This window comes from Xanthomonas sp. LF06-19, assembly GCF_034105425.1.
Taxonomy (GTDB): Bacteria; Pseudomonadota; Gammaproteobacteria; order Xanthomonadales; family Xanthomonadaceae; genus Xanthomonas_A; species Xanthomonas_A sontii.
The window spans coordinates 1-20,399 of the sequence record NZ_JAXGGH010000011.1; the positions used below are offsets into that span (position 1 = coordinate 1).

Genomic DNA, 20,399 nt, shown 5'->3' on the forward strand with positions numbered 1-20,399 from the left:
AAAGGGCGAAAGCCTTTAAAGCTTTTGCTGTTGCTTCAAGCTTGAGTGTCAGACGAGAAGAACTGTAGGAGCGGCGTCAGCCGCGACAGACACGGCTGATCGCCTCGGTCGCGGCTGACGCCGCTCCTACAGTTCAGCCACGGCGGGAGCATCTTCAAGAGCAAAGCTTTCGCCTGGCGGCGAGTCACTTTTCTTTGCTTGTGCAAAGAAAAGTAACCAAAAGAAAGCACACCCTGCCTCGCGCCCTCCGCGCTAACGCGCTCCGGGTCCGCGTCCAACCCGGGGATTCGCGGAAGGGGCATCCTGCCCCTGCCGCGAACGGCGCACGTCCATGTGCGCCGCCCCTTCGGGGTTTTTCCCCGGGCCGGCCGCCGCTTCGGAAGGGAACCCGTTAAAGCAAAAGCAACGGCAAAAGCAAAGGCAAAGGCAAGGGCAGCAACAGCAAGCGCAACAGCAACAGCAACAGCAACAGCAACAGCAACAGCAAAGCCTGGCCGCGTTGCGGCCTTGGTACCGACATTGGAGTGGATATGGACCGGATCGACACGCGCGCCCTGCAGGACCTGGATGCCGCGCACCACCTGCACCCGTTCAACGACAACGGCGCCCTGGCGCAGAAAGGCACCCGCATCCTCACCCGCGGCGATGGCGCGTACGTCTGGGATGCCGACGGCAACCAGTTGCTGGACGCCTTCGCCGGCCTGTGGTGCGTCAACGTCGGCTACGGGCGCAAGGAACTCGGCCAGGCCGCCGCGCGGCAGATGGAACAGCTGGCGTACTACAACAGCTTCTTCCAGTGCACCACCGAACCCACCATCCGCCTGGCCGCCAAGCTCGCCGAACTGGCGCCGGGCGACCTCGATCATGCCTTCTTCACCAATTCCGGCTCCGAGGCCAACGACACCATCCTGCGCCTGGTGCGGCACTTCTGGGCCGTGCAGCACCAGCCGCAGAAGACCATCTTCATCGGTCGCCACGACGGCTACCACGGCACCACCATGGCCGGCGCCAGCCTCGGCGGGATGAAGGGCATGCACCGCCAGGGCGGCCTGCCGATCCCCGACATCCACCACATCGATCCGCCGTACTGGTTCGGTGACGGCGGCGACATGGATCCGGAGGAATACGGGCTGCTCGCCGCGCGGCGGCTGGAGGACAAGATCCTGGAACTGGGGCCGGAGCGGGTGGCCGCGTTCATCGGCGAGCCGATCATGGGCGCGATCGGCGTGTACATTCCGCCGCGCAGCTACTGGCCGGAGATCGAGCGCATCTGCCGCCGCTACGACGTGCTGCTGGTCGCCGACGAGGTGATCTGCGGCTTCGGCCGCACCGGCGAATGGTTCGGGTCGCAACACTTCGGCTTCCAGCCGGACGTGATGACCATCGCCAAGGGCATCACCTCCGGCTACATCCCGCTCGGCGCGGCGATGTTCGGCACGCGCGTGGCCACGGTGCTGAAGGAGCAGGGCGGCGAGTTGGCGCATGGCTGCACCTATTCCGGGCACCCGGTGTGCGCGGCGGTGGCGCTGGAGAACCTGCGCCTGCTGCAGGAAGAGGGCATCGTCGAACGCGCGCGCAACGAGATCGCGCCGTACCTGGCGCAACGCTGGGCCGAGCTGGGCGAGCACCGGCTGGTGGGCGAGGCGCGCATCGTCGGCATGATCGGCGCGCTGGAACTGGTGCCGGACAAGCCGCGCCGGCAGTACTTCCCCGAGCGCGGCAAGGTCGGCGCATTGTGCCGCGACAATGCGCTGCGCCGCGGCCTGATCCTGCGCGCCACCAACGACGCGATGCTGCTGTCGCCGCCGCTGATCCTCAGCCGTGCCCAGGTCGACGAACTGTTCGACAAGGCCTGGCTGGCGCTGGAGGATACGGCCCAGGCGCTGGGCAAATAGCCCGGCGCTGGGTAGTCTGGAACGTCCACCCCGGATCCGGCGCGCGGCGCCGATCTTCCCCCTCTTGCCCATGGACCTGCGGAGACCTGCCATGACCTTGCGACTGCTCACTCTTTCCCTGGCCACGGCGCTGCTCGCCGGCTGCGGCGGCTCCGGCGGCGATGCGGACAAGGCAGGGCAGGGCGAGGCGAAGGTGCTCAACGTGTACAACTACTCGGACTACATCGCCGAGAACACGATTCCCGACTTCGAGAAGCAGAGCGGGATCAAGGTCACCTACGACGTCTTCGACAGCGACGAGATGGTGGAGACCAAGCTGCTGGCCGGCGGCAGCGGCTACGACGTGGTGGTGCCGACGCTGAACTTCTTCGGCCGGCAGATCCAGGCCGGCGTGTTCCTGCCGCTGGACAAGAGCAAGATCCCGAACCTGGCCAATCTCGATCCGCAGATCATGCAGCGCATCGCGCAGCAGGATCCGGGCAACAAGTACGGCGTGCCGTACATGGTCGGCACCACCGGCATCGGCTACAACGTGGACAAGGTCAAGGCCGCGTTCGGCAGCACCGACATCGCCAACAGCTGGGACCTGGTGTTCAAGCCGGAGAACCTGTCCAAGCTCAAGGACTGCGGCGTGACCCTGCTGGATACGCCCTCGGACCTGATCCCGATCGCGCTGCACTACCTGGGCGAGGATCCGCACAGCACCGACCCGGCCAAGATCGAGCAGGCCGCGGCGCTGATCAAGCGCATCCGCCCGTACGTGCAGAACTTCCACTCCTCGCAGTACGTGACCTCGCTGGCCAACGGCAGTACCTGCCTGGCGGTGGGCTGGTCCGGCGACATCATCCAGGCGCGCGACCGCGCCGAGGAAGCCAAGAACGGCGTGCACGTGGCCTATTCGATTCCCAAGGAAGGCGCGCCGCAGTGGTTCGACATGCTGGCCATTCCCAAGGACGCCAAGCATCCGGAGAACGCCTACGCGTTCATCAACTACCTGCTGACGCCCAAGGTGGCCGCGGCCAATACCGACTTCATCCACTACGCCAACCCGGTGCCGCAGGCGACCCCGCTGGTGGACGCGGCGATCCGCAACGATCCCACCATCTATCCGCCGCCGGACGTGGCCGCGAAGATGTTCACCTATTCGATCAACCCGCCCGAAGTTGACAAGCTGTACACCCGCCTGTGGACGGAGATCAAGACCGGCCGTTGAGCCGGTGGCGTTGCGGTCCGGGTAAGGCTTTGCCGGTTGCCCAGGACCGCTATCGCGCTGCGCTTGCCCGAGCGGCCAGGGTGAGCGTAAGCGGCTGTTGTGGGAGGGACTTCAGTCCCGACGCGATGCTGCCTGGGACGCATCGCGTCTTCGCCCGCCGCGGCTGAAGCCGCTCTTACCTCTTTGCGGGTGCACGCAGGCACCGCGCCGGCACGCTCTCCCGGTTGAGATCGGAGTCGGCAACACCCTCTCCCGCAGGAGCGGCTTCAGCCGCGACGGGCCGTCCCGATAGCACCTCGTCGCGCGAGTGAAGGTCGCCCCCGACACATCGCTCCCCCCATCGGGATGAGAGACCGGGGACATCGCTCCCTCGGCCAAGCGGCCGGGTCGGGCGCCGCACAGCGTCCGCCATCGCGGCGACGCCGCAGCGCCACCGCCACGCCGCGCTCACGCACTCTGTACTCACCGGTACAAATAATGCGCCGGCTGGCGTACGCTACCGTTTGGTGGCGTCGCCGTTCCGACCCGGCGACGTTCTTCCTCTCCCCAGGAATCAGCGACTTGAGCAACCACGACCCAGACTCCTCACAGGCGCCGCGGCAGGCCGCCGCGCGCGATGCCCACGCCGGCCAGGGCCAGTCCGGCTCGCCCCGGGACGACACGGGCCATGACGGCAAGGGCCAAGACGACGACGGCAAGTCCGACACGCCGTCGCCGCTGAAGAACCCCAAGGTCAAATGGACCCTGCTGCTGATCGGCCTGCTGGTGGTGATCGGCCTGGTAGTGTGGCTGATCTATTACCTCACCACCGGCCGCTACCTGCAGGAGACCAACAACGCCTATCTGCAGGCCGATACGGTGGCGGTGGCGCCGCGGGTCAACGGCTACGTGACCGCGGTGTATGTGCGCGACAACCAGAGCGTGGCCGCCGGGCAGCCGCTGCTGGAGATCGACCCGCGCACCTACCGCGCCACCCTGGAGCAGGCGCAGGCGGCGATCGCGGTGCGCCAGGCCGACATCGCCGCCGCCGAGGCCGGGCTGCAGGCGCAGCGCGCCAGCCTGCTGCAGGCGCGCACCCAGGTCACTGCCGCCGCCGCCAGCCTGCGCTTCGCCCAGGGCGAGGCCAAGCGCTTCGGGCCGTTGGCCGCCTCCGGCGCCGACACCCACGAACATTACGAAAGCATCCTCCACGACCGCGATCGCGCGCAGGCGCAGTTCGACGCGGCCAAGGCCCAGGTCGTCGCTGCGGAGAGCCAGGTGCAGGGCACCAGCGCCAAGCTCGACCAGGCCCGTGCTGGACTGGTGCAGGCGCAGGCCGACGCCGCGCAGGCGGAAGTGGCGGTGGAGGACACCCGCCTGACCGCGCGCATCGCCGGCCGCATCGGCGACAAGACCGTGCAGGTCGGCCAGTTCGTCGCGGCCGGCACCCGGTTGATGAGCGTGGTGCCGGTGGACGCGCTGTACCTGAGCGCCAACTTCAAGGAAACCCAGGTCGGGCTGATGCGGCCGGGGCAGCCGGCGCGGATCGAGGTCGATGCGCTGTCCGGGGTGGAACTGGACGGCGTGGTCGAGAGCATCGCCCCGGGCACCGGGTCTCAGTTCGCGCTGCTGCCGCCGGAGAACGCCACCGGCAACTTCACCAAGGTGGTGCAGCGGGTGCCGGTGCGGATCCGCCTCAAGGCCGGCGCCGAGGCGCGCAAGGTGCTGGTGCCGGGCATGTCGGTGACGGTGACCGTCGATACGCGCAGCGCCAAGGATGCCAAGGAGCGCGTGGAGGAAGAGGACGCGCAGGGCCAGGATGCGGTCGCCCCGCGCGGGCGCACCCCGTGAGCGAAGCGGCCGCGGCGGCTGGCGCGCAGGCGCCGGGCAAGGCCGACACCGGGGCCTGGCTGGCGGTGGCCGCCGGCACCATCGGTTCGTTCATGGCGACGCTGGACATCTCCATCGTCAACGCCGCACTGCCGACCATCCAGGGCGAGGTCGGGGCCAGCGGCACCGAAGGCACCTGGATCTCGACCTCCTACCTGGTCGCCGAGATCGTGATGATCCCGCTGACCGGCTGGTTCGTGCGCACCCTGGGGCTGCGCAACTTCCTGCTGATCTGCGCGCTGCTGTTCACCTTCTTCTCGGTGGTGTGCGGGCTGTCCAGCAGCCTGACCATGATGATCCTCGGCCGGGTCGGCCAGGGCTTCGCCGGCGGCGCGCTGATCCCCACCGCGCTGACCATCGTCGCCACGCGCCTGCCGCCGGCGCAGCAGACTCTGGGCACGGCGCTGTTCGGCATGACCGTGATCCTGGGCCCGGTGATCGGGCCGCTGCTGGGCGGCTGGCTCACCGAGAACGTGAGCTGGCACTACGCGTTCTTCCTCAACGTGCCGGTCTGTGCCGGCCTGGTGGCGCTGCTGCTGCTCGGGCTGCCGCACGAGCGCATGTATCTGCGCGGTCTGCTCGACGCCGACTGGCTCGGCATCTTCGGCCTGACCGCCGGACTGGGCGCGCTCACCGTGGTGCTGGAAGAAGGCCAGCGCGAGCGCTGGTTCGAATCCACCGAGATCGTGCTGCTGAGCGTGGTGTCGCTGGTCGGCTTCATCGCCCTGGTGGGCTCGCAATTCCTCAGCCGGCAGCCGGTGATCCGCCTGTCGATCCTGCTGCAGCGCAGTTTCGGCGCGGTGTTCGTGATGGTGATGGCGGTAGGCATGATCCTGTTCGGGGTCATGTACATGATCCCGCAGTTCCTGGCGGTGATCTCCGGCTACAACACCGAGCAGTCCGGCTACGTGGTGCTGCTGTCGGGCGTCCCCACGGTGCTGCTGATGCCGATGATGCCCAAGCTGCTGACCACGGTGGATGTGCGCGTGCTGGTGCTCGGCGGGTTGAGCTGCTTCGCCGCGGCCTGCTTCGTCAACATGCACCTCACCGCCGAGTCGGTCGGCATGCATTTCGTCGCCGGGCAGCTGCTGCAGGGCTGCGGGCTGGCGCTGGCGATGATGTCGCTCAACCAGGCGGCGATCTCCTCGGTGCCGCCGGACCTGGCCGGCGACGCCTCGGGCCTGTTCAATGCCGCGCGCAACATGGGCGGCTCGATCGGCCTGGCGCTGATCTCCACCTTCCAGGAGCGGCGCATGGTGTTCCATACGCAGATGCTCGGCAGCGGCACCACCGCCAATTCGCCGCTGGCGCAGGACTACCTGCACGGCATCGCCGCGCAACTGCAGTCGGTGTCCGGCGCCGGCGCGGCGATGCAGTCGCTGGCGCAACTGGCGCGGCTGGTGCAGCAGCAGGCCCTGGTGATGACCTACAACGATCTGTTCTGGATCTTCGGGGTGATCGTGGTCTGCACGATCCCGCTGGCGTTCCTGCTCAAGCCGCTGCCCAAGGGCGGCGCTCCGCTCGCGATGCATTGAGGATTCCATGGCCCTGCGTTTCTCCCGCGTTCTCGTCGCCGCCGCGCTGCCCTCGCTGCTGTCGGCCTGCATGCTCGGCCCGGACTACGTGAAGCCGCCGCCGGTGGCCGAGGCGGCGCTGGCGCAGCCGCGGCTGCACCGCGCCGATGCCACGGCCGCGGCCGCCGGCGTGGTGCCGGCACCGCCGCCGCAGCGCTGGTGGGACACCCTGCAGGATCCGCAATTGACCATGCTGGTCGAGCAGGCCCTGCAGCACAGCCCCAACCTGCGGGTGGCGCAGGCGCGCCTGCGCGCCTCGCGCGCGCTGGTCGACCAGCGCCACGCCGAGCAGTTGCCCAGCGTTGGCGCCAACGCGGCCTATCTCAACGCGCGCGCGCCGGATGCGCTGACCGACCGCCTGGGCAGCATCGCCGCCGGCACCGGCCAGCCGGTGGAGATCGATCCGCGCGCGCAGCTCTACAGCGTCGGCATCGATGCCAGCTGGGAACTGGATTTCTTCGGCCGCCGCCGCCGCGCCAGCGAGGGCGCACTGGCCGATGCCCAGGCCGACGAGGCCGACCTCGCCGACACCCAGGTGCAGATTGCCGCCGAAGTGGGGCAGGCCTACCTGGGCTACCGCAGCACGCGTGCGCGCATGGCCGTGGCCCAGCGCAACCTGGAGGCTGCCCGGCAGACCCTGCAGCTGACCCGGCAGCGCCGCGAGCGCGGCGCCGACGCCGACCTGCAGGTGGAACGCGCGCAGGCGCAACTGCAGCAACAGGAAGCGGTACTCCCGGACCTGCAGGCGCAGGCGCAGGTGGCGCTGGACCAGTTGGCGCTGATGATCGGCCGCGAGCCCGGCGCGCTCGATGCCGAACTGGCCGCCGACCGGCCGTTGCCGACGCTGCCGGCGACGGTGCCGGTGGACGACGCCGGCGCGCTGATCCGCCGGCGCCCGGACGTGCGCCGCGCCGAGCGCCAGCTGGCCGCCTCGTCGGCGAAGATCGGCGAAGCGCTGACCGCGTACTTCCCGCAGGTCACGCTGCTGGGCAACATCGGCATGGCCGCGACCTCGCCGGGCGATCTCGGTCGCGACGCCGTCAACAGCGTGGTGGCGCCGTTCCTGCGCTGGTCGATCTTCGATTTCGGCGGCACCCGCGCCAAGGTCGAGCAGGCCCGCGCCGGCAACGCCGCGCGGCTGGCCGCCTACGAAGGCACGGTGCTGGCCGCGCTGCAGGATGCCAACGGCGCCCTGGCGCGGTTCGGCGCCGCGCGCCAGCAGGCGCTGGCCGCGGACAAGGCCGCCGCCTCGGCCGATCGTTCCGCTGCGTTGCTGCAGCAACGCTATGCCGCCGGCGCCTCGTCGCTGATCGATGCGCTGGATGTGCAGCGCCAGCAGGCCTCCGCCCAGGACAGTGCGCTGCAGGCGCATACCCAGGTGCTGCTGCGCTACGTGGCCCTGCAGAAGAGCCTGGGCCTGGGCTGGGGAGAACCGCAGGCATCGGCGTCCGCGCCAGCGCCAGCCACGGCGCAGTAAGCGCGCCGCTTCTGCGAATCCCCAATCCCGACTCCCGAATCCCGCGCCGCCGCGCGGCGTGGCCGCCGCGGTATCGCCGACGCGGTGCCCACGGCTACACTGAGGCTCACCGCGCCGCGGTCGCCGCCGCAGCGGCGCTCCGCACGACGGCGTGCTTCACGGGGAATCACCGATGGCGTTGAGCGAAGCGAGAACCGACCATCTGCCGGCACCGCCGCCGGCCAAGGGCGCCGGCTATGTGTCCATCGCCGGCCTGCGCAAGGAATTCGACGGGTTCGTCGCGCTGGACGACATCGATCTGGACATCGGCCAGGGCGAGATCTTCGCGCTGCTCGGCGGTTCCGGCAGCGGCAAGTCGACGCTGCTGCGCTGCCTGGGCGGGTTCGAGCAGCCCAGCCGCGGCCGCATCGTGCTCGACGGCCAGCCGCTGGATGGGCTGCCGCCGTACCAGCGCCCGCTCAACATGATGTTCCAGTCCTACGCGCTGTTCCCGCACATGAGCGTGGAGCAGAACATCGCCTTCGGGCTGAAGCAGGACGGCCTGTCGCGCAGCGCCATCGCCAGCCGTGTCGGCGAGATGCTGGAGCTGGTGCGGCTGGGCACGCTCGGCAAGCGCAAGCCGCACCAGCTCTCCGGCGGCCAGCAGCAGCGCGTGGCGCTGGCGCGCTCGCTGGCCAAGCGGCCGAAACTGCTGCTGCTGGACGAGCCGATGGGCGCGCTGGACAAGAAGCTGCGCTCGCAGATGCAGCTGGAACTGGTCTCGATCATCGAGACCTCGGGGGTGACCTGCGTGATGGTCACCCACGACCAGGAGGAGGCGATGACCATGGCCACGCGCATCGCGCTGATGGAGCAGGGCCGCATCCGCCAGGTCGGCACGCCGGGCGACATCTACGAGTCGCCGAATAGCCGTTTCGTCGCCGAGTTCATCGGCTCGGTGAACATGTTCGAGGGCCGCATCGGCGAGGACCATCCCGACCACGTGACCGTGCTCTGCCCGCAGTTCCCGGTGCCGATCTACATCAGCCACGGCATCACCGGCGTGGAAGGGCAGGAGGTGGCGTTCGCGGTGCGTCCGGAAAAGGTCTGGATCACCAAGGGCGAACCGGAGCAGACCTACAACAAGGCGCGCGGCACCATCGAGGACATCGCCTATTTCGGCAGCCACTCGATCTTCCACGTGCGCCTGCCCAGCGGCATCCGCGTGCAATCCAACTTCGCCAACCAGAAGCGCTGGGACAGCGAAGGCATGACCTGGGGCGACACGGTGTGGGTGTCGTGGGACGACAACGACGGCGTGGTGCTGACCGCATGAGCGCGCCCGTCGTCCCGGTGCCGCCCGAGCCGACGCCGCGGCTGCGCCTGCGGCAGCGCCTGCGCCTGCACTCGCTGCCGGCCATGCGCTGGCTGGTGATCGCCGCGCCGTACCTGTGGTTGCTGCTGTTCTTCGCGATCCCCTTCCTGATCGTGCTGCGCATCTCCTTCGCCGAGCAGGCCATCCGCAGCCCGCCGTACAGCGAACTGCTCGAAGTCCGCGATGGCGTGCTGACGCTGAAGCTGACCCTGCAGAACTACCTGGCGCTGCTGCGCGACCACCAGTACATCGAGGCCTACTGGGGCTCGATCAAGATCGCCGGCATCTCCACCGTGCTGACCCTGCTGATCGGCTACCCGATGGCCTACGCGATCGCGCGGCTGTCGCCGTCGGCGCGCAACATCGCGATGATGCTGGTGGTGCTGCCGTCGTGGACCTCGTTCCTGATCCGCGTCTACGCCTGGATCGGCATCCTCGACAGCAACGGCGTGCTCAACCGGGCGCTGCTGGCGCTGGGCCTGATCGATGCGCCGCTGCACATCCTCTACACCCCGGTTGCCGCCTACATCGGCATCGTCTACTGCTATCTGCCGTTCATGGTGCTGCCGCTGTACGCGACCCTGGTCAAGCTCGACCAGCGCCTGCTCGAGGCCGCCTACGATCTCGGCGCGCCGCCGTGGAAGGCGTTCCTGACCGTGACCCTGCCGCTGTCGCGGCCGGGCATCGTCGCCGGCTGCATGCTGGTGATGATCCCGGCGGTGGGCGAGTTCGTGATCCCGGAGATGCTCGGCGGCCCGGACACGCTGATGATCGGCCGGGTGCTGTGGGGCGAGTTCTTCAACAACCGCGACTGGCCGACCGCCTCGGCGGTGGCGATCGCGATGCTGGCGCTGCTGATGGTGCCGATCCTGATCTTCAACCGCTACCAGCAGCGCCAGCTCGAAGGCGGTCAGGCATGAGCGGCGCGCGCGGCGGCATGGGCAGGGTATTGCGCTGGACGGTGCTGGGCGCCGGCTTCGCCTTCCTGTACCTGCCGATCCTGCTGTTGATGGTGTATTCGTTCAACGCCTCCAAGCTGGCGACGGTGTGGGCCGGCTTCTCCACCAAGTGGTACGGCGAACTGCTGCGCGACCGGCAGATCCTGCAGGCGGCGTGGATCAGCCTGAAGGTGGCGTTCTGGACCGCCACCGCGTCGATGGTGCTCGGCACGCTGGCGGCGATGGCGATGACCCGCTTCCGCCGCTTCCCCAGCAAGAGCCTGTTCGGCGCGCTGGTGACCGCGCCGCTGGTGATGCCGGAGGTGATCATCGGCCTGTCGATCATGATGATGCTGGTATCGATGGGCGGCGTGCTCGGCATCCCGCCCAAGGGGGTGATGGCGATCTGGGCCGCGCATGTCACCTTCACCCTGTCCTTCGTCACCGTGGTGGTGTCCTCGCGCCTGCAGGAACTGGACCGCTCGCTGGAAGAGGCGGCGATGGACCTTGGCGCCAACCGGCTCAAGGTGTTCTTCCTGATCACCGTGCCGATCATCGCCCCGGCGCTGGTGTCGGGCTGGCTGCTGGCGTTCACCCTGTCGCTGGACGACGTGGTGATCGCCAACTTCGTCGCCGGCCCGGATTCGACCACGCTGCCGATGACCGTGTTCTCCTCGGTGCGCATGGGCCTGAAGCCCAAGATCAACGCGCTGGCCACGCTGATGGTGCTGGCGGTCTCGATCGCCGCGTTTGTTGGCTGGTGGCTGATGGCGCGCAGCGAGAAGCGCCGCCAGCGCGACATGCAGTTGGCGCAACAGCAGGGGGGATGATGTGCGCTGCTTTTCCGTGGAGCGGCGTCAGCCGCGACACGCATTGCCGGTAAGGCCTGTCGCGGCTTAAGCAGCTCCCACGGGATCTTGCGGCGAGCTTGCCTGGTGCACTGTGGGAGGGACTTCAGTCCCGACGCATTGCGCCATCGGAAAGCACGGAGCGTCGCTCCTGGCTGCTGCATGACAGTCGACTCATACAGGCCACGCGGAACACTGTGAGCCATCGCGCTCTCTGGCATCGCCACGTCGCCGCAACGTCCACGGCGCTAGGCTGGCCGGACACTTTTCCAGGAGTCCGCGCGATGCCTTACGACACCGTCAATCCGGCCAACGGCCAGGTCGAATACAGTCTTGAGCTGATGGATGCCGCCGCCGTCGAACAGCGCCTGGCCGCTGCGGCGCAGGCGTTTCCGGGCTGGGCGGCGACGCCGCTGGAGCAGCGCGGCGCGCTGCTGCGCAAGGTCGGTGCGCAACTGCGCGAACAGCGCGACGCGATCCAGCGGGTGATGACCGCGGAAATGGGCAAGCTGCGCAAGGAGGCCCTGGCCGAACTCGACAAGTGCGCCGCGGCCTGCGACTACTACGCCGAGCACGCGGCCGAGTACCTGCGCGAGCAGGCGGTGGTCACCGATGCGCAGCGCAGCTACGTGCGCTACGAACCGCTGGGCTGCGTGCTGGCGGTGATGCCGTGGAACTTCCCGATCTGGCAGGTGTTCCGCTTCCTGGCGCCGGCGCTGATGGCCGGCAACGTCGCCCTGCTCAAGCACGCCAGCAACGTGCCGCGCTGCGCCGACGCCATCCGCAAGGTGCTGGCCGATGCCGGCGTGCCGGACGGGGTGTTCGACGTGCTGCACATCGACAACGACCAGGCCGCCGAGGTGCTGCGCGATGCGCGCGTGGCCGCGGTCACCCTGACCGGCAGCGAGCGCGCCGGCCGCTCCATCGCCGCCAACGCCGGTGGGCAGCTGAAGAAGTGCGTGATGGAACTGGGCGGCAGCGACGCCTTCGTGGTGCTGGACGACGCCGACCTGGACGCTACCGTCGCCGCGGCGGTGAAGTCGCGCTTCGACAACGCCGGGCAGACCTGCATCGCGGCCAAGCGTTTCGTGGTGGTGGAGGCGATCGCCGACGAATTCGTAAGCCGCTTCGCCGCCGCCGCGGCCGAGCGTCGCCTCGGCGACCCGCAGGACGAGGCGACCACGCTGGCGCCGATGGCGCGCCAGGACCTGCGCGACGAACTGCACAAGCAGGTGCAGGCCAGCATCGCCAAGGGCGCAAAGCCATTGCTCGGTTGCGAACCCGAGCGCGGCAGCCACGCCGGCTATCCGGCGTCGATCCTCGACCGCGTGACGCCGGGCATGCCGGCCTACGACGAAGAACTGTTCGGCCCGGTCGCGGCGATCCTGCGCGTGGCCGACGAAGCCGAAGCCGTGCGCGTGGCCAACGACACCACCTTCGGCCTGGGCGGCAGCGTCTGGACCCGTGACCGCGCCCGCGGCGAGCGCGTGGCCTGCCAGCTGCAATGTGGCGCCGCCTTCGTCAACGCCATCGTCAAGAGCGACGTGCGCCTGCCGTTCGGCGGCATCAAGCGCTCCGGCTTCGGCCGCGAACTGGCCGAGCATGGCATCCATGAGTTCATGAACATCAAGTCGGTGTATGTGGCGTAAGGCAGGGAATTGGGAGTAGGGAATGGGGAATGGGAAAAGCGGCGGCGCCCGATGGGCGCCGTCTGTCACGGATGATTGCTGCACGCCGATGGTTACAGCACTGCCTCACGTGAGCGGCGCGCTGTCCATTCCCGATTCCCGTTTCCCCATTCCCGCCGCCGCGACGCGGCGGCTCACAACCACCTCGCCCGCTTGAACGCCACATACAGCGCCACGCATACCGCGGCGACGCCACCGACCATCAGCGGGTAGGCCCAGGGCCATTCCAGTTCCGGCATCTGCTTGAAGTTCATGCCGTACCAGCTGGTGATCAGGGTCGGAGCGGCGAGCAGGGCGGCCCACGCGCCGAGGCGCTTGACCGTCTCGCCCTGGGCCAGGGTGACCAGCGACAGGTTCACGCTCAGCGCGGTGCCCAGCATTTCGCGCAGGGTGTCGATGGCGTCGTTGGTGCGCACCGCATGGTCGAGCACGTCGCGCACGTACAGCCGCACTTCCTCGGCGATCAGCGGGCCGGGGTGGCGCTTGAGGTGCGCCAGCACGTCCTGCAGCGGCGCCACCGCCAGGCGCATCTGGTTGAGTTCGCGCTTGAGTTCGTACAGGCGGATCGCGGTGTCGCGGCGGTACGACTCGGCGAAGATGTCGGCCTCCAGCCGCTCCAGGCTCTGCCGGAAGGCGTCGAGGATCGGCTGGTAGTTGTCCACCACGTAGTCCAGCACCGCGTACAGCGCGTACGAGGGGCCCAGTTTCATCAGCGAGGCCTCGCGTTCCAGCCGCTCGCGCACCGGCGCGTAGGGCAGCGAGGCGCCGTGGCGTACGGTCAGCAGGAAGCGCGCGCCGAGGAAGGCGTGGGTTTCGCCGTAGACGATGCGTTCGTCGATCACCTGCGCGGTGTGCACCGCCAGGAAAAGCGAGTTGCCGAAGGCCTCGACCTTCGGCCGCTGGTGCGCCTTGCGGGTGTCCTCGATCGCCAGTTCGTGCAGCTGGAATTCCTCCTTGAGCTGCTGCAGTACCGCGTCGCCGGGCTCGTACATGCCGACCCAGACGAAGCCGTCGTCGTGGCCGGCCAGCACGTCGCTGATCTGCTCCAGGGCGATGTCGTGGCGGCGGCCATGGCCGTCGTAGTGCACGCAGTTGATGACGCAGGCGGGATTGGCGGTCGCGGAGGCCATGGCGGGAGTGGGTTCGGCGGAGGCGCGCGTGGCGAGTGGCGCGACGGTATCAGGGCTGCGGGCGAGGGCGGGTGAGCGCCCAGGCCAGCGCCGCGTGCACCGGCAGCAGCAATGCGATCCATTGCAGGTTGAATTGCGGCTGCAGCATCGACAGCCAGTGGATCAGCAGCGCGGCACCGGCCAGCGCCACCACCAGCCACAGCAGCACGTCGAACCAGCGTCCGGGGCGGCGCCCGCGCAGCACGGCAATGCCGCCGAACAGCAGCGGCAGGCACAGCGGATCCAGCAGCAACAGGTTGCGGTTGCCCCAGGCGGCACGATGCTCGCTGAAGCCCCACAGGTACAGCAGGACCGTGCCGCCGAGCGCGCATAGCAGCCAGAATGGCAGCGCCAGCGCGGCCAGCCAGCGCGGGCGGCGGCCCAGCGCCAGCACCCCCGCCGCCGCGACCAGCCCGACCAGCAGCCACGGCCACCAGTGCCGCAGCTGTTCCGGCGGTTCCGGCGGCAGCCGCTGCGGCAGCAACTGCTGGCGCGCCTGCACCAGCGGGCGGCCTTCGCTGTTGCGCACCTCGTTCAGGCTCTCGGCCAGGCGCATCGGCACGAACGCCTCTTCCCAGCGCGACAGCGGTTTGTCGGCGTACGGGCCCAGGCCCAGGTCGAAGCCCAGCCACATCCACGGTGCCGGCGAGGCTAGGCGGACCGATTCGCTGCGGTAGGTATTGCCGCGCGAGCGGCCCGACAGCTGCGCGTGCAGCGCGCCGCCCATGGCCCGGTCCAGCGCGTCGCGGACCATCGTGGCGCAGTTGGCGGTGTAGTAGTCGTAGCGGTAGCGCGCGTTTTCCGGGCGCGCGCGCCAAGCCAGCGCCTGCTGCAGCGCGCGTGCCTGCGCCGGGGCCAGGTCCAGCCACTGGATGTCGACGCCGCGGCCGGCTTCGCGGTATTGCTCCAGGTCCTCCTGCAGCGGCAGGGCGACCAGGTAGTAGCGCATGTCGCCGGCGGCGAAGCGGCCGACGAAGCCCGGTTCGCTGGGGTCGAAGAAACCGAAGTTGTACGAGGTGGCCTGGCCCGTGCGCGTGTCGAGCACCACGATGGCGTCGTGGCCGAAGCGCTCGAAGAACACTTCGCCGGGCTGCATCGTCGCCACGCCGATGCGCGGTGCGGGGTCGCTGCTGGCGCTGGCGGCAGTGGTCGCAGCCGCGTCGGGCGCTGCGGGCGCCGCTGCGGCCAGCGGCGGCGGTGCCGCCGGATCCGCAGGCGCGGTCTGCGCGAAGGCCAGCCCGGTCCACAGGGCCAGCAGCATTCCCAGCCAGCAGGCCGCGCGCAAGCGCGGCACGCGGTGCGTGCTCAAGCCCCGTCCTGCGCGGGAGGCGGCAGGATGGTGACGTGGAACGCCTGCACCCGGCGCGCGTCGGCCTTTGCCACGCGGAACGCGAACCGCCCCAGGGTCAGTTCCTCGCCGGTCTCGGGCAGGTGGCCGATCGCCTCGGTGACCAATCCACCGACGGTGTCGTAGTCGTCGTCGGGGAAGTCGGCGCCGAAGCGCTCGTTGAAATCCTCGATCGGGGTCAGCGCATCCACCACGTACTGGCCGTCGGCCTGCGCGGCGATCAGCGAGGCCTCGTCCTCGGCGTCGTCGTGCTCGTCGTCGATGTCGCCGACGATCTGCTCCAGCACGTCCTCGATGGTCACCAGCCCGGCCACGCCGCCGTACTCGTCGACCACGATCGCCATGTGGTTGCGCGAGAGCCGGAACTCCTTGAGCAGCACGTTGAGCTTCTTCGACTCCGGAATCAGCACCGCCGGGCGCAGCAGTTCGCGCACCGTGCCGGGACCGTGGTCGGCGACCACGCCGCGCAGCAGATCCTTGGCCAGCAGGATGCCGAGGATGTCGTCCTTGTTCTCGCCATGCACCGGGAAGCGCGAGTGGCCGGATTCGACCACCTGCTTCATCAGGTCGAGGAAGCGCGACTCCACCGGCAGCGACACCATCTGCGCGCGCGAGACCATCACGTCGCCGACGGTGAGTTCGGAGACCGACAGCGCGCCCTCCATCATGCGCAGCGTGTCGGCGGCGATCAGGCCGTCGTGCTGCGCGTCGCGCAGCACCTCGACCAGATCGTCGCGGGTGTGCGGGTCGCCGGAGAACACCGAGGTCAGGCGTTCCAGCCAGCCGCGACGTTTTTCGTGGGATTCCGGGGAGGTACTACTCGGTCCGTCTTCTGACATGTTCTGTGGGTAGGCGCCCGGTCGAACGGGCGGTAACCGCAAGTCTAGCAGGGCGCTCGCGACAGCATCGCGACGTCGGCGGCCGGTACCGGCGGCCCGCCGGCGCGGGTTCAGCCGCCCTTGGCCGGCGTGTGCAGCGCGTCCGGTGCCGGTTCCGCGCCCGGCTCCTCGGGCAGGTCCAGGCTGTAGCTGCAGCCGGCCAGGGTCTTGCCGGGGTGCGATTTCACCGTGGACACGCTGAGGATGATCGACTCGATCATCGGCTCGCCGGTCTTGGGATCGTGGACGTCGCGGCTGAGCACTTCGCGGCCGAACATGGCCTTCTCCGGGGTGTCCACCGCCGCTTCCAGATTCAGGCGCTTGGCCAGCGGCCGCGGGTCGGGCAGGTCCAGGATCGCCATCACGCTGGCGCCGGAGAAGGCGATGCGCTCGCTGCTGTAGCCGAACACCTGGATCGGCCGGGTCAGCGCGTACTCGGTCATGAACAGGTTGGACTGCGGCAGCGGCCGCCAGCCGTGCGCCACCGCCTTCAGCGGATCGGCCAGCAGCGGCGCCAGTGCAGTGAAGTCGGCCACGTGCTGGCGGCATTCCAGCAGCGCTGGCAGGTCGATGGCCGGATCGGCGGTTGCGGTGGCGGCAGGCGCTGCAGTCGGTGGTGCGGGAGGCGCGGCGACAGCGGCGGGGACGACACAGGCGAGCGCGAGCAGGACGAGCGAGGGACGGATCAACGCACGGAACCTCGAAGGAAAACGGGGCTGCGGCGATCGCCGCGCGGCCACGTTACCGCCGGCGCCCGCGCTTGACCAGCGTGGGATGGTGGGGAACACATTAAGCCCCTCTCCCCCCGGGAGAGGGGTTGGGGTGAGGGTCGGTCGCGACAGCGGGTGTGGGATCTCGGATCAACGCTCGCCGGCGTAGGGGTCGGAGACGCCGAGGTCGGCCAGGATCTCGCGCTCCAGTTGCTCCATCGCCTCGGCTTCCTTGTCGTCCTCGTGGTCCCAGCCGAGCAGGTGCAGCACGCCGTGCACGGTCAGGTGCGCGTAGTGCGCGTTGAGCGGCTTGTCCTGTTCGGCGGCCTCGCGCGCCACCACCGGTGCGCAGATCACGAGATCGCCGAGTAGCGGCAGCTTGACGCCCTTCGGCAACCCCTCGGGCAGTTCGGCCGGGAAGCTGAGCACGTTGGTGGCGTAGTCCTTGCCGCGGTAGTGCTGGTTGAGGGCGCGGCCTTCGCGGTCGTCGACCAGACGGATCGCCAGGTCGGCCTCGCGGATGCGGCCCTTCAGTGCCGCGGCGACCCACTTGCGGAAGCTCGGCGCCGCCGGCAGCCCGGCGCGGGGCAGGGCGTAGCTGACGCCGACATCGAGGCGGACGGGACCTTTGGTCATGGCGGAACGGCCGGGTGCTGCGGTGGGAGCCACAGTATCGCGCTAACGCGCGCTCAGGGCGACGCCCAGTCGCCGGCGTCGTAGGCGATCTCGATCACGGCGGCATTGCCTGCCGCGCGGTCGATGCCAGCGTCTGCGGCGGATTTGCTGCAGTTGAAGCCCTGGTAGAGGGTGCTCTGGCGGACCAGTTGCAGTGCCGCCTGTTCCGGCTTGCCGTTCGGGTCGATCTGGATGGTCGGTGTCGCGCAGCCGCCGACATTGGTCACCTGGATGGCGGGCACGAGCGCGCGCGCCGCCTGGTCGGCGAGGGTGTCGAAGGCATCCGGTCCGATGTCCTGCGCAGCGGCCGACACGCGCACCTTGAAGTAGTAGAGCTGTTTGTAGAACAGATAGCCGTTGGAGCGGGCCGGTGCATCCTCCGGGTCGAGGCGCAGTTCCATCCGCAGCTTTTCTCCGGGCACACGTTGGGCCTCGGCGATCGCCGCGACCAGCGCCTTGTCCAGGGCGCTGGCGGCCTTCGGCGCCGGTTCGACGACGATGCCCAGCTCGAACCGTTGCGCGCCCAGTTCGTGCAGTTCCGCGTAGGTGCCGCCGGAGACCGCTGCGGCCAGATCGGCGCGGAAGCCCGTCATGCCGTCGGCGATGGCCCGCGCCGATTCCTTTTGTCCGGCGGGATAGACGAACACGTTGATGGTCAGTTCCGGATGACCTTTCAGCACGTAGAGGAAGCCGGCGCCGGCGGCCTTGGCGGCCGGGTCGTACTTGCTGCCGCGCAGGCTGAAGTCGCCCACGGTGTCGGGAGCGACCACGTAGCTGGTTTCGACGAAGGGGCGCGCCGGTGTTGCTGCGGGCGGCGCGGCCGTGGCGGCAGCCACTGGCGCGGCGCAAGTGGCCAGGATCGGCCAGAGCAGACAGGCGAACGACGACGATCGCTGGAACATGGCACCTCCCCGTGCACGGCAGCAGCATCGCAGTGTACGTCGGTCACTGCCGCGTGGTGCATGCGGTCGCTACGGAGTGCCGCGACAGGCGCGCAGCAGCAGGTTCAAGTCACGCATGCGACCAGGAACAGCAGCGGGGTCTTTTCGTCGTCGACGCGGTAGGCCAGGCTGCCCATCGGACCTCGCTGGCACTGCGGATTGTCGCGCCGGATGTCCACCGTGGCGGCAAAGCGCCCCGACGTGGGCAGCCACACCGAGGCCTGGCCGTGTTCGAGCAGTTGGCCGACGAGGTAGAAACTGTCCGCTGGCACCTTTGTGTAGGCCAGCGCATTGCAGCCGAAGCGGTCGCGCGTCACGCCGGCGCCTTCGGCCGCATCCAGCAGCGCCTGCGCCCTGGTGCCGGCGATCCAGGCCAGGCGTTGCGCTTCGTTGCCGTGCGGCGCAGTCGGCGAAGTACGGGCGATCGCCGCGGCGCGCTCGAGCACATCGCGCTGCAGGCCGATGCTGGCGGTGTCCTGCACGATCGACACGCACGGCGCGGTCAGCGATTGCGCCAGGGCGACGCGCTGCGGCGCCGGGTCCTGCGCTGGCGGCGGATCCTGCGGCTGGCCGTTGGCGCCGCCGGCCACGCAAAGCAGCGCTGCCAGCAGGCCTGGCCAGGGCCGGATCATGCGGACGGGCCGCTGGCGCGGTCGACCACGTCGCGCTTCTCGTAGGCGTTGACGATGCGCGCCACCAGCGGATGCCGGACCACGTCGCGCGCCTCGAAGAAGGTGAAGCTGACTCCGTCCACCTCGTGCAGCACTTCGACGGCATCGCGCAGGCCGGACTTGACGTGCTTGGGCAGGTCGATCTGGGTCAGGTCGCCGGTGACCACGGCGGTGCTGCCGAAGCCGAGCCGGGTCAGGAACATCTTCATCTGCTCGATGGTGGTGTTCTGCGCTTCGTCCAGGATCACGTAGGCGTCGTTGAGGGTGCGTCCGCGCATGTACGCCAGCGGCGCGATCTCGATGACGTTCTTCTCCAGCAGCTTGACCACCTTCTCCACGCCCAGCATCTCGTACAGCGCGTCGTACAGCGGGCGCAGGTAGGGGTCGACCTTCTGGGTGAGGTCGCCCGGCAGAAAGCCCAGCTTCTCGCCGGCCTCCACTGCCGGGCGCACCAGGATCAGCCGCTGTACCCGCGATTCGTTCAGCGCTTCCACCGCGCTGGCCACGGCCAGGAAGGTCTTGCCGGTGCCGGCCGGGCCGATGCCGAAGTTGATGTCGTGGGTGGCGATCTGGTGCAGGTACTTGGCCTGGTTGGCGCCGCGGCCGCGCACGGTGCCGCGCCTGACCTTGATCGCCACGTCCTGCGGCTGGTACGCGCGCTGCGTCACCTGGTCGACGTTGGACTGGTTGAGCCGCAGGTGGATTTCCTGGTCGTCGAAGGCGACGTGGTCGGCCTCGGCGTACAGCGCCTGCAGCAGGCGCTCGGCCGCCGCCACCGCCTGCTCCGGCCCGGTCACCCGGTACACGTTGCCGCGGTTGGAGATCTCCACGCCCAGGCGCAGTTCGATCTGCCGCAGGTGCGCATCGAACGGGCCGGCCAGGTTGGCCAGGCGTTCGGTGTCGGCGGGATCCAGGGTGAAGTCGCGTTGCGCGGGGGTGGTCATGGCGGGCGCGCGCCGCCGGCGGCGACGTCGAAAAAAAGAGGGGCGCAAAGGGTAGCGCGCGGCGCGTAGCCGGGCCAGTGAAGGGCGCGCGGCGGCGGTGTGGGCGTGTGCACGCCGAAGTCGCCGCCGTGCACCTCGGGGAGCAGCGCCAAGCGCGCCCCGCCACTTGTGCAGTCATCGCGGCTGCAGGGATGGCAACGTTGTCCA

The 20,399-nt window shown here is 69.3% G+C and carries 17 protein-coding genes; 9 read left to right on the forward strand and 8 right to left on the reverse strand.

Features of this window, described 5'->3' with window-relative positions:
• Positions 1-530 precede the first annotated feature (530 nt).
• The 9 genes from SLW55_RS18635 (at position 531) to SLW55_RS18675 (ending at position 12,817) form a co-directional block, all read left to right on the forward strand.
• Positions 531-1,895 (forward strand): aspartate aminotransferase family protein, encoded by a 1,365-nt coding sequence (locus SLW55_RS18635; RefSeq protein ID WP_320745538.1) that lies wholly within the window; start codon positions 531-533, stop codon positions 1,893-1,895.
• Positions 1,896-1,986: 91 nt separating this feature from the next.
• Positions 1,987-3,108 carry a polyamine ABC transporter substrate-binding protein gene (locus tag SLW55_RS18640; protein ID WP_152236413.1) on the forward strand — a complete coding sequence of 374 codons (1,122 nt, stop codon included), beginning with the start codon at positions 1,987-1,989 and terminating at the stop codon, positions 3,106-3,108.
• Positions 3,109-3,669: 561 nt separating this feature from the next.
• Entirely contained in the window at positions 3,670-4,938 is a 1,269-nt protein-coding gene (locus SLW55_RS18645; RefSeq protein WP_320745539.1) for an HlyD family secretion protein, read from the forward strand.
• Complete coding sequence (locus SLW55_RS18650) at positions 4,935-6,512, forward strand: DHA2 family efflux MFS transporter permease subunit (RefSeq protein ID WP_152236415.1); 1,578 nt, start codon at positions 4,935-4,937, stop codon at positions 6,510-6,512. The genes SLW55_RS18645 and SLW55_RS18650 overlap by 4 nt, the downstream gene beginning before the upstream one ends.
• 13 nt (positions 6,513-6,525) lie before the next feature.
• The gene (locus SLW55_RS18655) at positions 6,526-8,028 is read left to right on the forward strand and encodes an efflux transporter outer membrane subunit (RefSeq protein WP_295937872.1); all 1,503 of its coding nucleotides are present in this window, start codon (positions 6,526-6,528) and stop codon (positions 8,026-8,028) included.
• Between the two features lie 172 nt (positions 8,029-8,200).
• Positions 8,201-9,343 (forward strand): polyamine ABC transporter ATP-binding protein, encoded by a 1,143-nt coding sequence (gene potA / locus SLW55_RS18660; RefSeq protein ID WP_017912269.1) that lies wholly within the window; start codon positions 8,201-8,203, stop codon positions 9,341-9,343.
• A gap of 83 nt (positions 9,344-9,426) precedes the next feature.
• Positions 9,427-10,302, forward strand: a complete 876-nt coding sequence (locus SLW55_RS18665) for an ABC transporter permease subunit (RefSeq protein WP_267103668.1) — start codon at positions 9,427-9,429, stop codon at positions 10,300-10,302.
• Positions 10,299-11,150 carry an ABC transporter permease subunit gene (locus SLW55_RS18670; RefSeq protein ID WP_150410992.1) on the forward strand — a complete coding sequence of 284 codons (852 nt, stop codon included), beginning with the start codon at positions 10,299-10,301 and terminating at the stop codon, positions 11,148-11,150. The genes SLW55_RS18665 and SLW55_RS18670 overlap by 4 nt, the downstream gene beginning before the upstream one ends.
• A 302-nt stretch (positions 11,151-11,452) precedes the next feature.
• Positions 11,453-12,817, forward strand: coding sequence for an NAD-dependent succinate-semialdehyde dehydrogenase (locus SLW55_RS18675; RefSeq protein WP_295955165.1), 1,365 nt, complete (start codon positions 11,453-11,455; stop codon positions 12,815-12,817).
• 173 nt (positions 12,818-12,990) lie between these two features.
• On the opposite strand, the gene SLW55_RS18680 is transcribed toward SLW55_RS18675, so the two are convergent.
• The 8 genes from SLW55_RS18680 to SLW55_RS18715 all read right to left on the reverse strand — a co-directional run bounded on the left by SLW55_RS18680 (position 12,991) and on the right by SLW55_RS18715 (position 20,192).
• On the reverse strand, positions 12,991-13,986 hold the full coding sequence (locus SLW55_RS18680) for a magnesium and cobalt transport protein CorA (RefSeq protein WP_017908178.1): 996 nt from the start codon (positions 13,984-13,986) through the stop codon (positions 12,991-12,993).
• A 49-nt stretch (positions 13,987-14,035) separates the two neighbouring features.
• Positions 14,036-15,334, reverse strand: a complete 1,299-nt coding sequence (locus SLW55_RS18685) for a DUF4105 domain-containing protein (RefSeq protein ID WP_226980552.1) — start codon at positions 15,332-15,334, stop codon at positions 14,036-14,038.
• Positions 15,331-16,212 carry a transporter associated domain-containing protein gene (locus SLW55_RS18690; protein WP_026144230.1) on the reverse strand — a complete coding sequence of 294 codons (882 nt, stop codon included), beginning with the start codon at positions 16,210-16,212 and terminating at the stop codon, positions 15,331-15,333. The genes SLW55_RS18685 and SLW55_RS18690 overlap by 4 nt, the downstream gene beginning before the upstream one ends.
• A gap of 110 nt (positions 16,213-16,322) precedes the next feature.
• Complete coding sequence (locus SLW55_RS18695; protein WP_320740892.1) at positions 16,323-16,919, reverse strand: hypothetical protein; 597 nt, start codon at positions 16,917-16,919, stop codon at positions 16,323-16,325.
• Between the two features lie 192 nt (positions 16,920-17,111).
• Positions 17,112-17,597 carry an rRNA maturation RNase YbeY gene (gene ybeY, locus SLW55_RS18700; RefSeq protein ID WP_017908182.1) on the reverse strand — a complete coding sequence of 162 codons (486 nt, stop codon included), beginning with the start codon at positions 17,595-17,597 and terminating at the stop codon, positions 17,112-17,114.
• A gap of 53 nt (positions 17,598-17,650) precedes the next feature.
• Complete coding sequence (locus SLW55_RS18705; protein WP_267103466.1) at positions 17,651-18,538, reverse strand: hypothetical protein; 888 nt, start codon at positions 18,536-18,538, stop codon at positions 17,651-17,653.
• Between the two features lie 104 nt (positions 18,539-18,642).
• The gene (locus SLW55_RS18710; RefSeq protein ID WP_267103465.1) at positions 18,643-19,209 is read right to left on the reverse strand and encodes a hypothetical protein; all 567 of its coding nucleotides are present in this window, start codon (positions 19,207-19,209) and stop codon (positions 18,643-18,645) included.
• A complete protein-coding gene (locus SLW55_RS18715; protein ID WP_150410997.1) occupies positions 19,206-20,192 on the reverse strand; it encodes a PhoH family protein in 987 nt (328 codons plus the stop codon). Before SLW55_RS18715 ends, SLW55_RS18710 begins: the two co-directional genes overlap by 4 nt.
• Positions 20,193-20,399: the final 207 nt, after the last annotated feature.

Excerpts from the sequence above, each read along its gene's own strand:
- SLW55_RS18635 (WP_320745538.1), top strand. The coding sequence starts at position 531 with ATGGACCGGATCGACACGCGCGCCCTGCAGGACCTGGATGCCGCGCAC.
- SLW55_RS18640 (WP_152236413.1), top strand. The coding sequence starts at position 1,987 with ATGACCTTGCGACTGCTCACTCTTTCCCTGGCCACGGCGCTGCTCGCC.
- potA (WP_017912269.1), top strand. The coding sequence starts at position 8,201 with ATGGCGTTGAGCGAAGCGAGAACCGACCATCTGCCGGCACCGCCGCCG.
- SLW55_RS18665 (WP_267103668.1), top strand. The coding sequence starts at position 9,427 with ATGCGCTGGCTGGTGATCGCCGCGCCGTACCTGTGGTTGCTGCTGTTC.
- SLW55_RS18670 (WP_150410992.1), top strand. The coding sequence starts at position 10,299 with ATGAGCGGCGCGCGCGGCGGCATGGGCAGGGTATTGCGCTGGACGGTG.
- SLW55_RS18675 (WP_295955165.1), top strand. The coding sequence starts at position 11,453 with ATGCCTTACGACACCGTCAATCCGGCCAACGGCCAGGTCGAATACAGT.
- SLW55_RS18680 (WP_017908178.1), bottom strand. The coding sequence starts at position 13,986 with ATGGCCTCCGCGACCGCCAATCCCGCCTGCGTCATCAACTGCGTGCAC.
- SLW55_RS18690 (WP_026144230.1), bottom strand. The coding sequence starts at position 16,212 with ATGTCAGAAGACGGACCGAGTAGTACCTCCCCGGAATCCCACGAAAAA.
- ybeY (WP_017908182.1), bottom strand. The coding sequence starts at position 17,597 with ATGACCAAAGGTCCCGTCCGCCTCGATGTCGGCGTCAGCTACGCCCTG.
- SLW55_RS18705 (WP_267103466.1), bottom strand. The coding sequence starts at position 18,538 with ATGTTCCAGCGATCGTCGTCGTTCGCCTGTCTGCTCTGGCCGATCCTG.
- SLW55_RS18710 (WP_267103465.1), bottom strand. The coding sequence starts at position 19,209 with ATGATCCGGCCCTGGCCAGGCCTGCTGGCAGCGCTGCTTTGCGTGGCC.
- SLW55_RS18715 (WP_150410997.1), bottom strand. The coding sequence starts at position 20,192 with ATGACCACCCCCGCGCAACGCGACTTCACCCTGGATCCCGCCGACACC.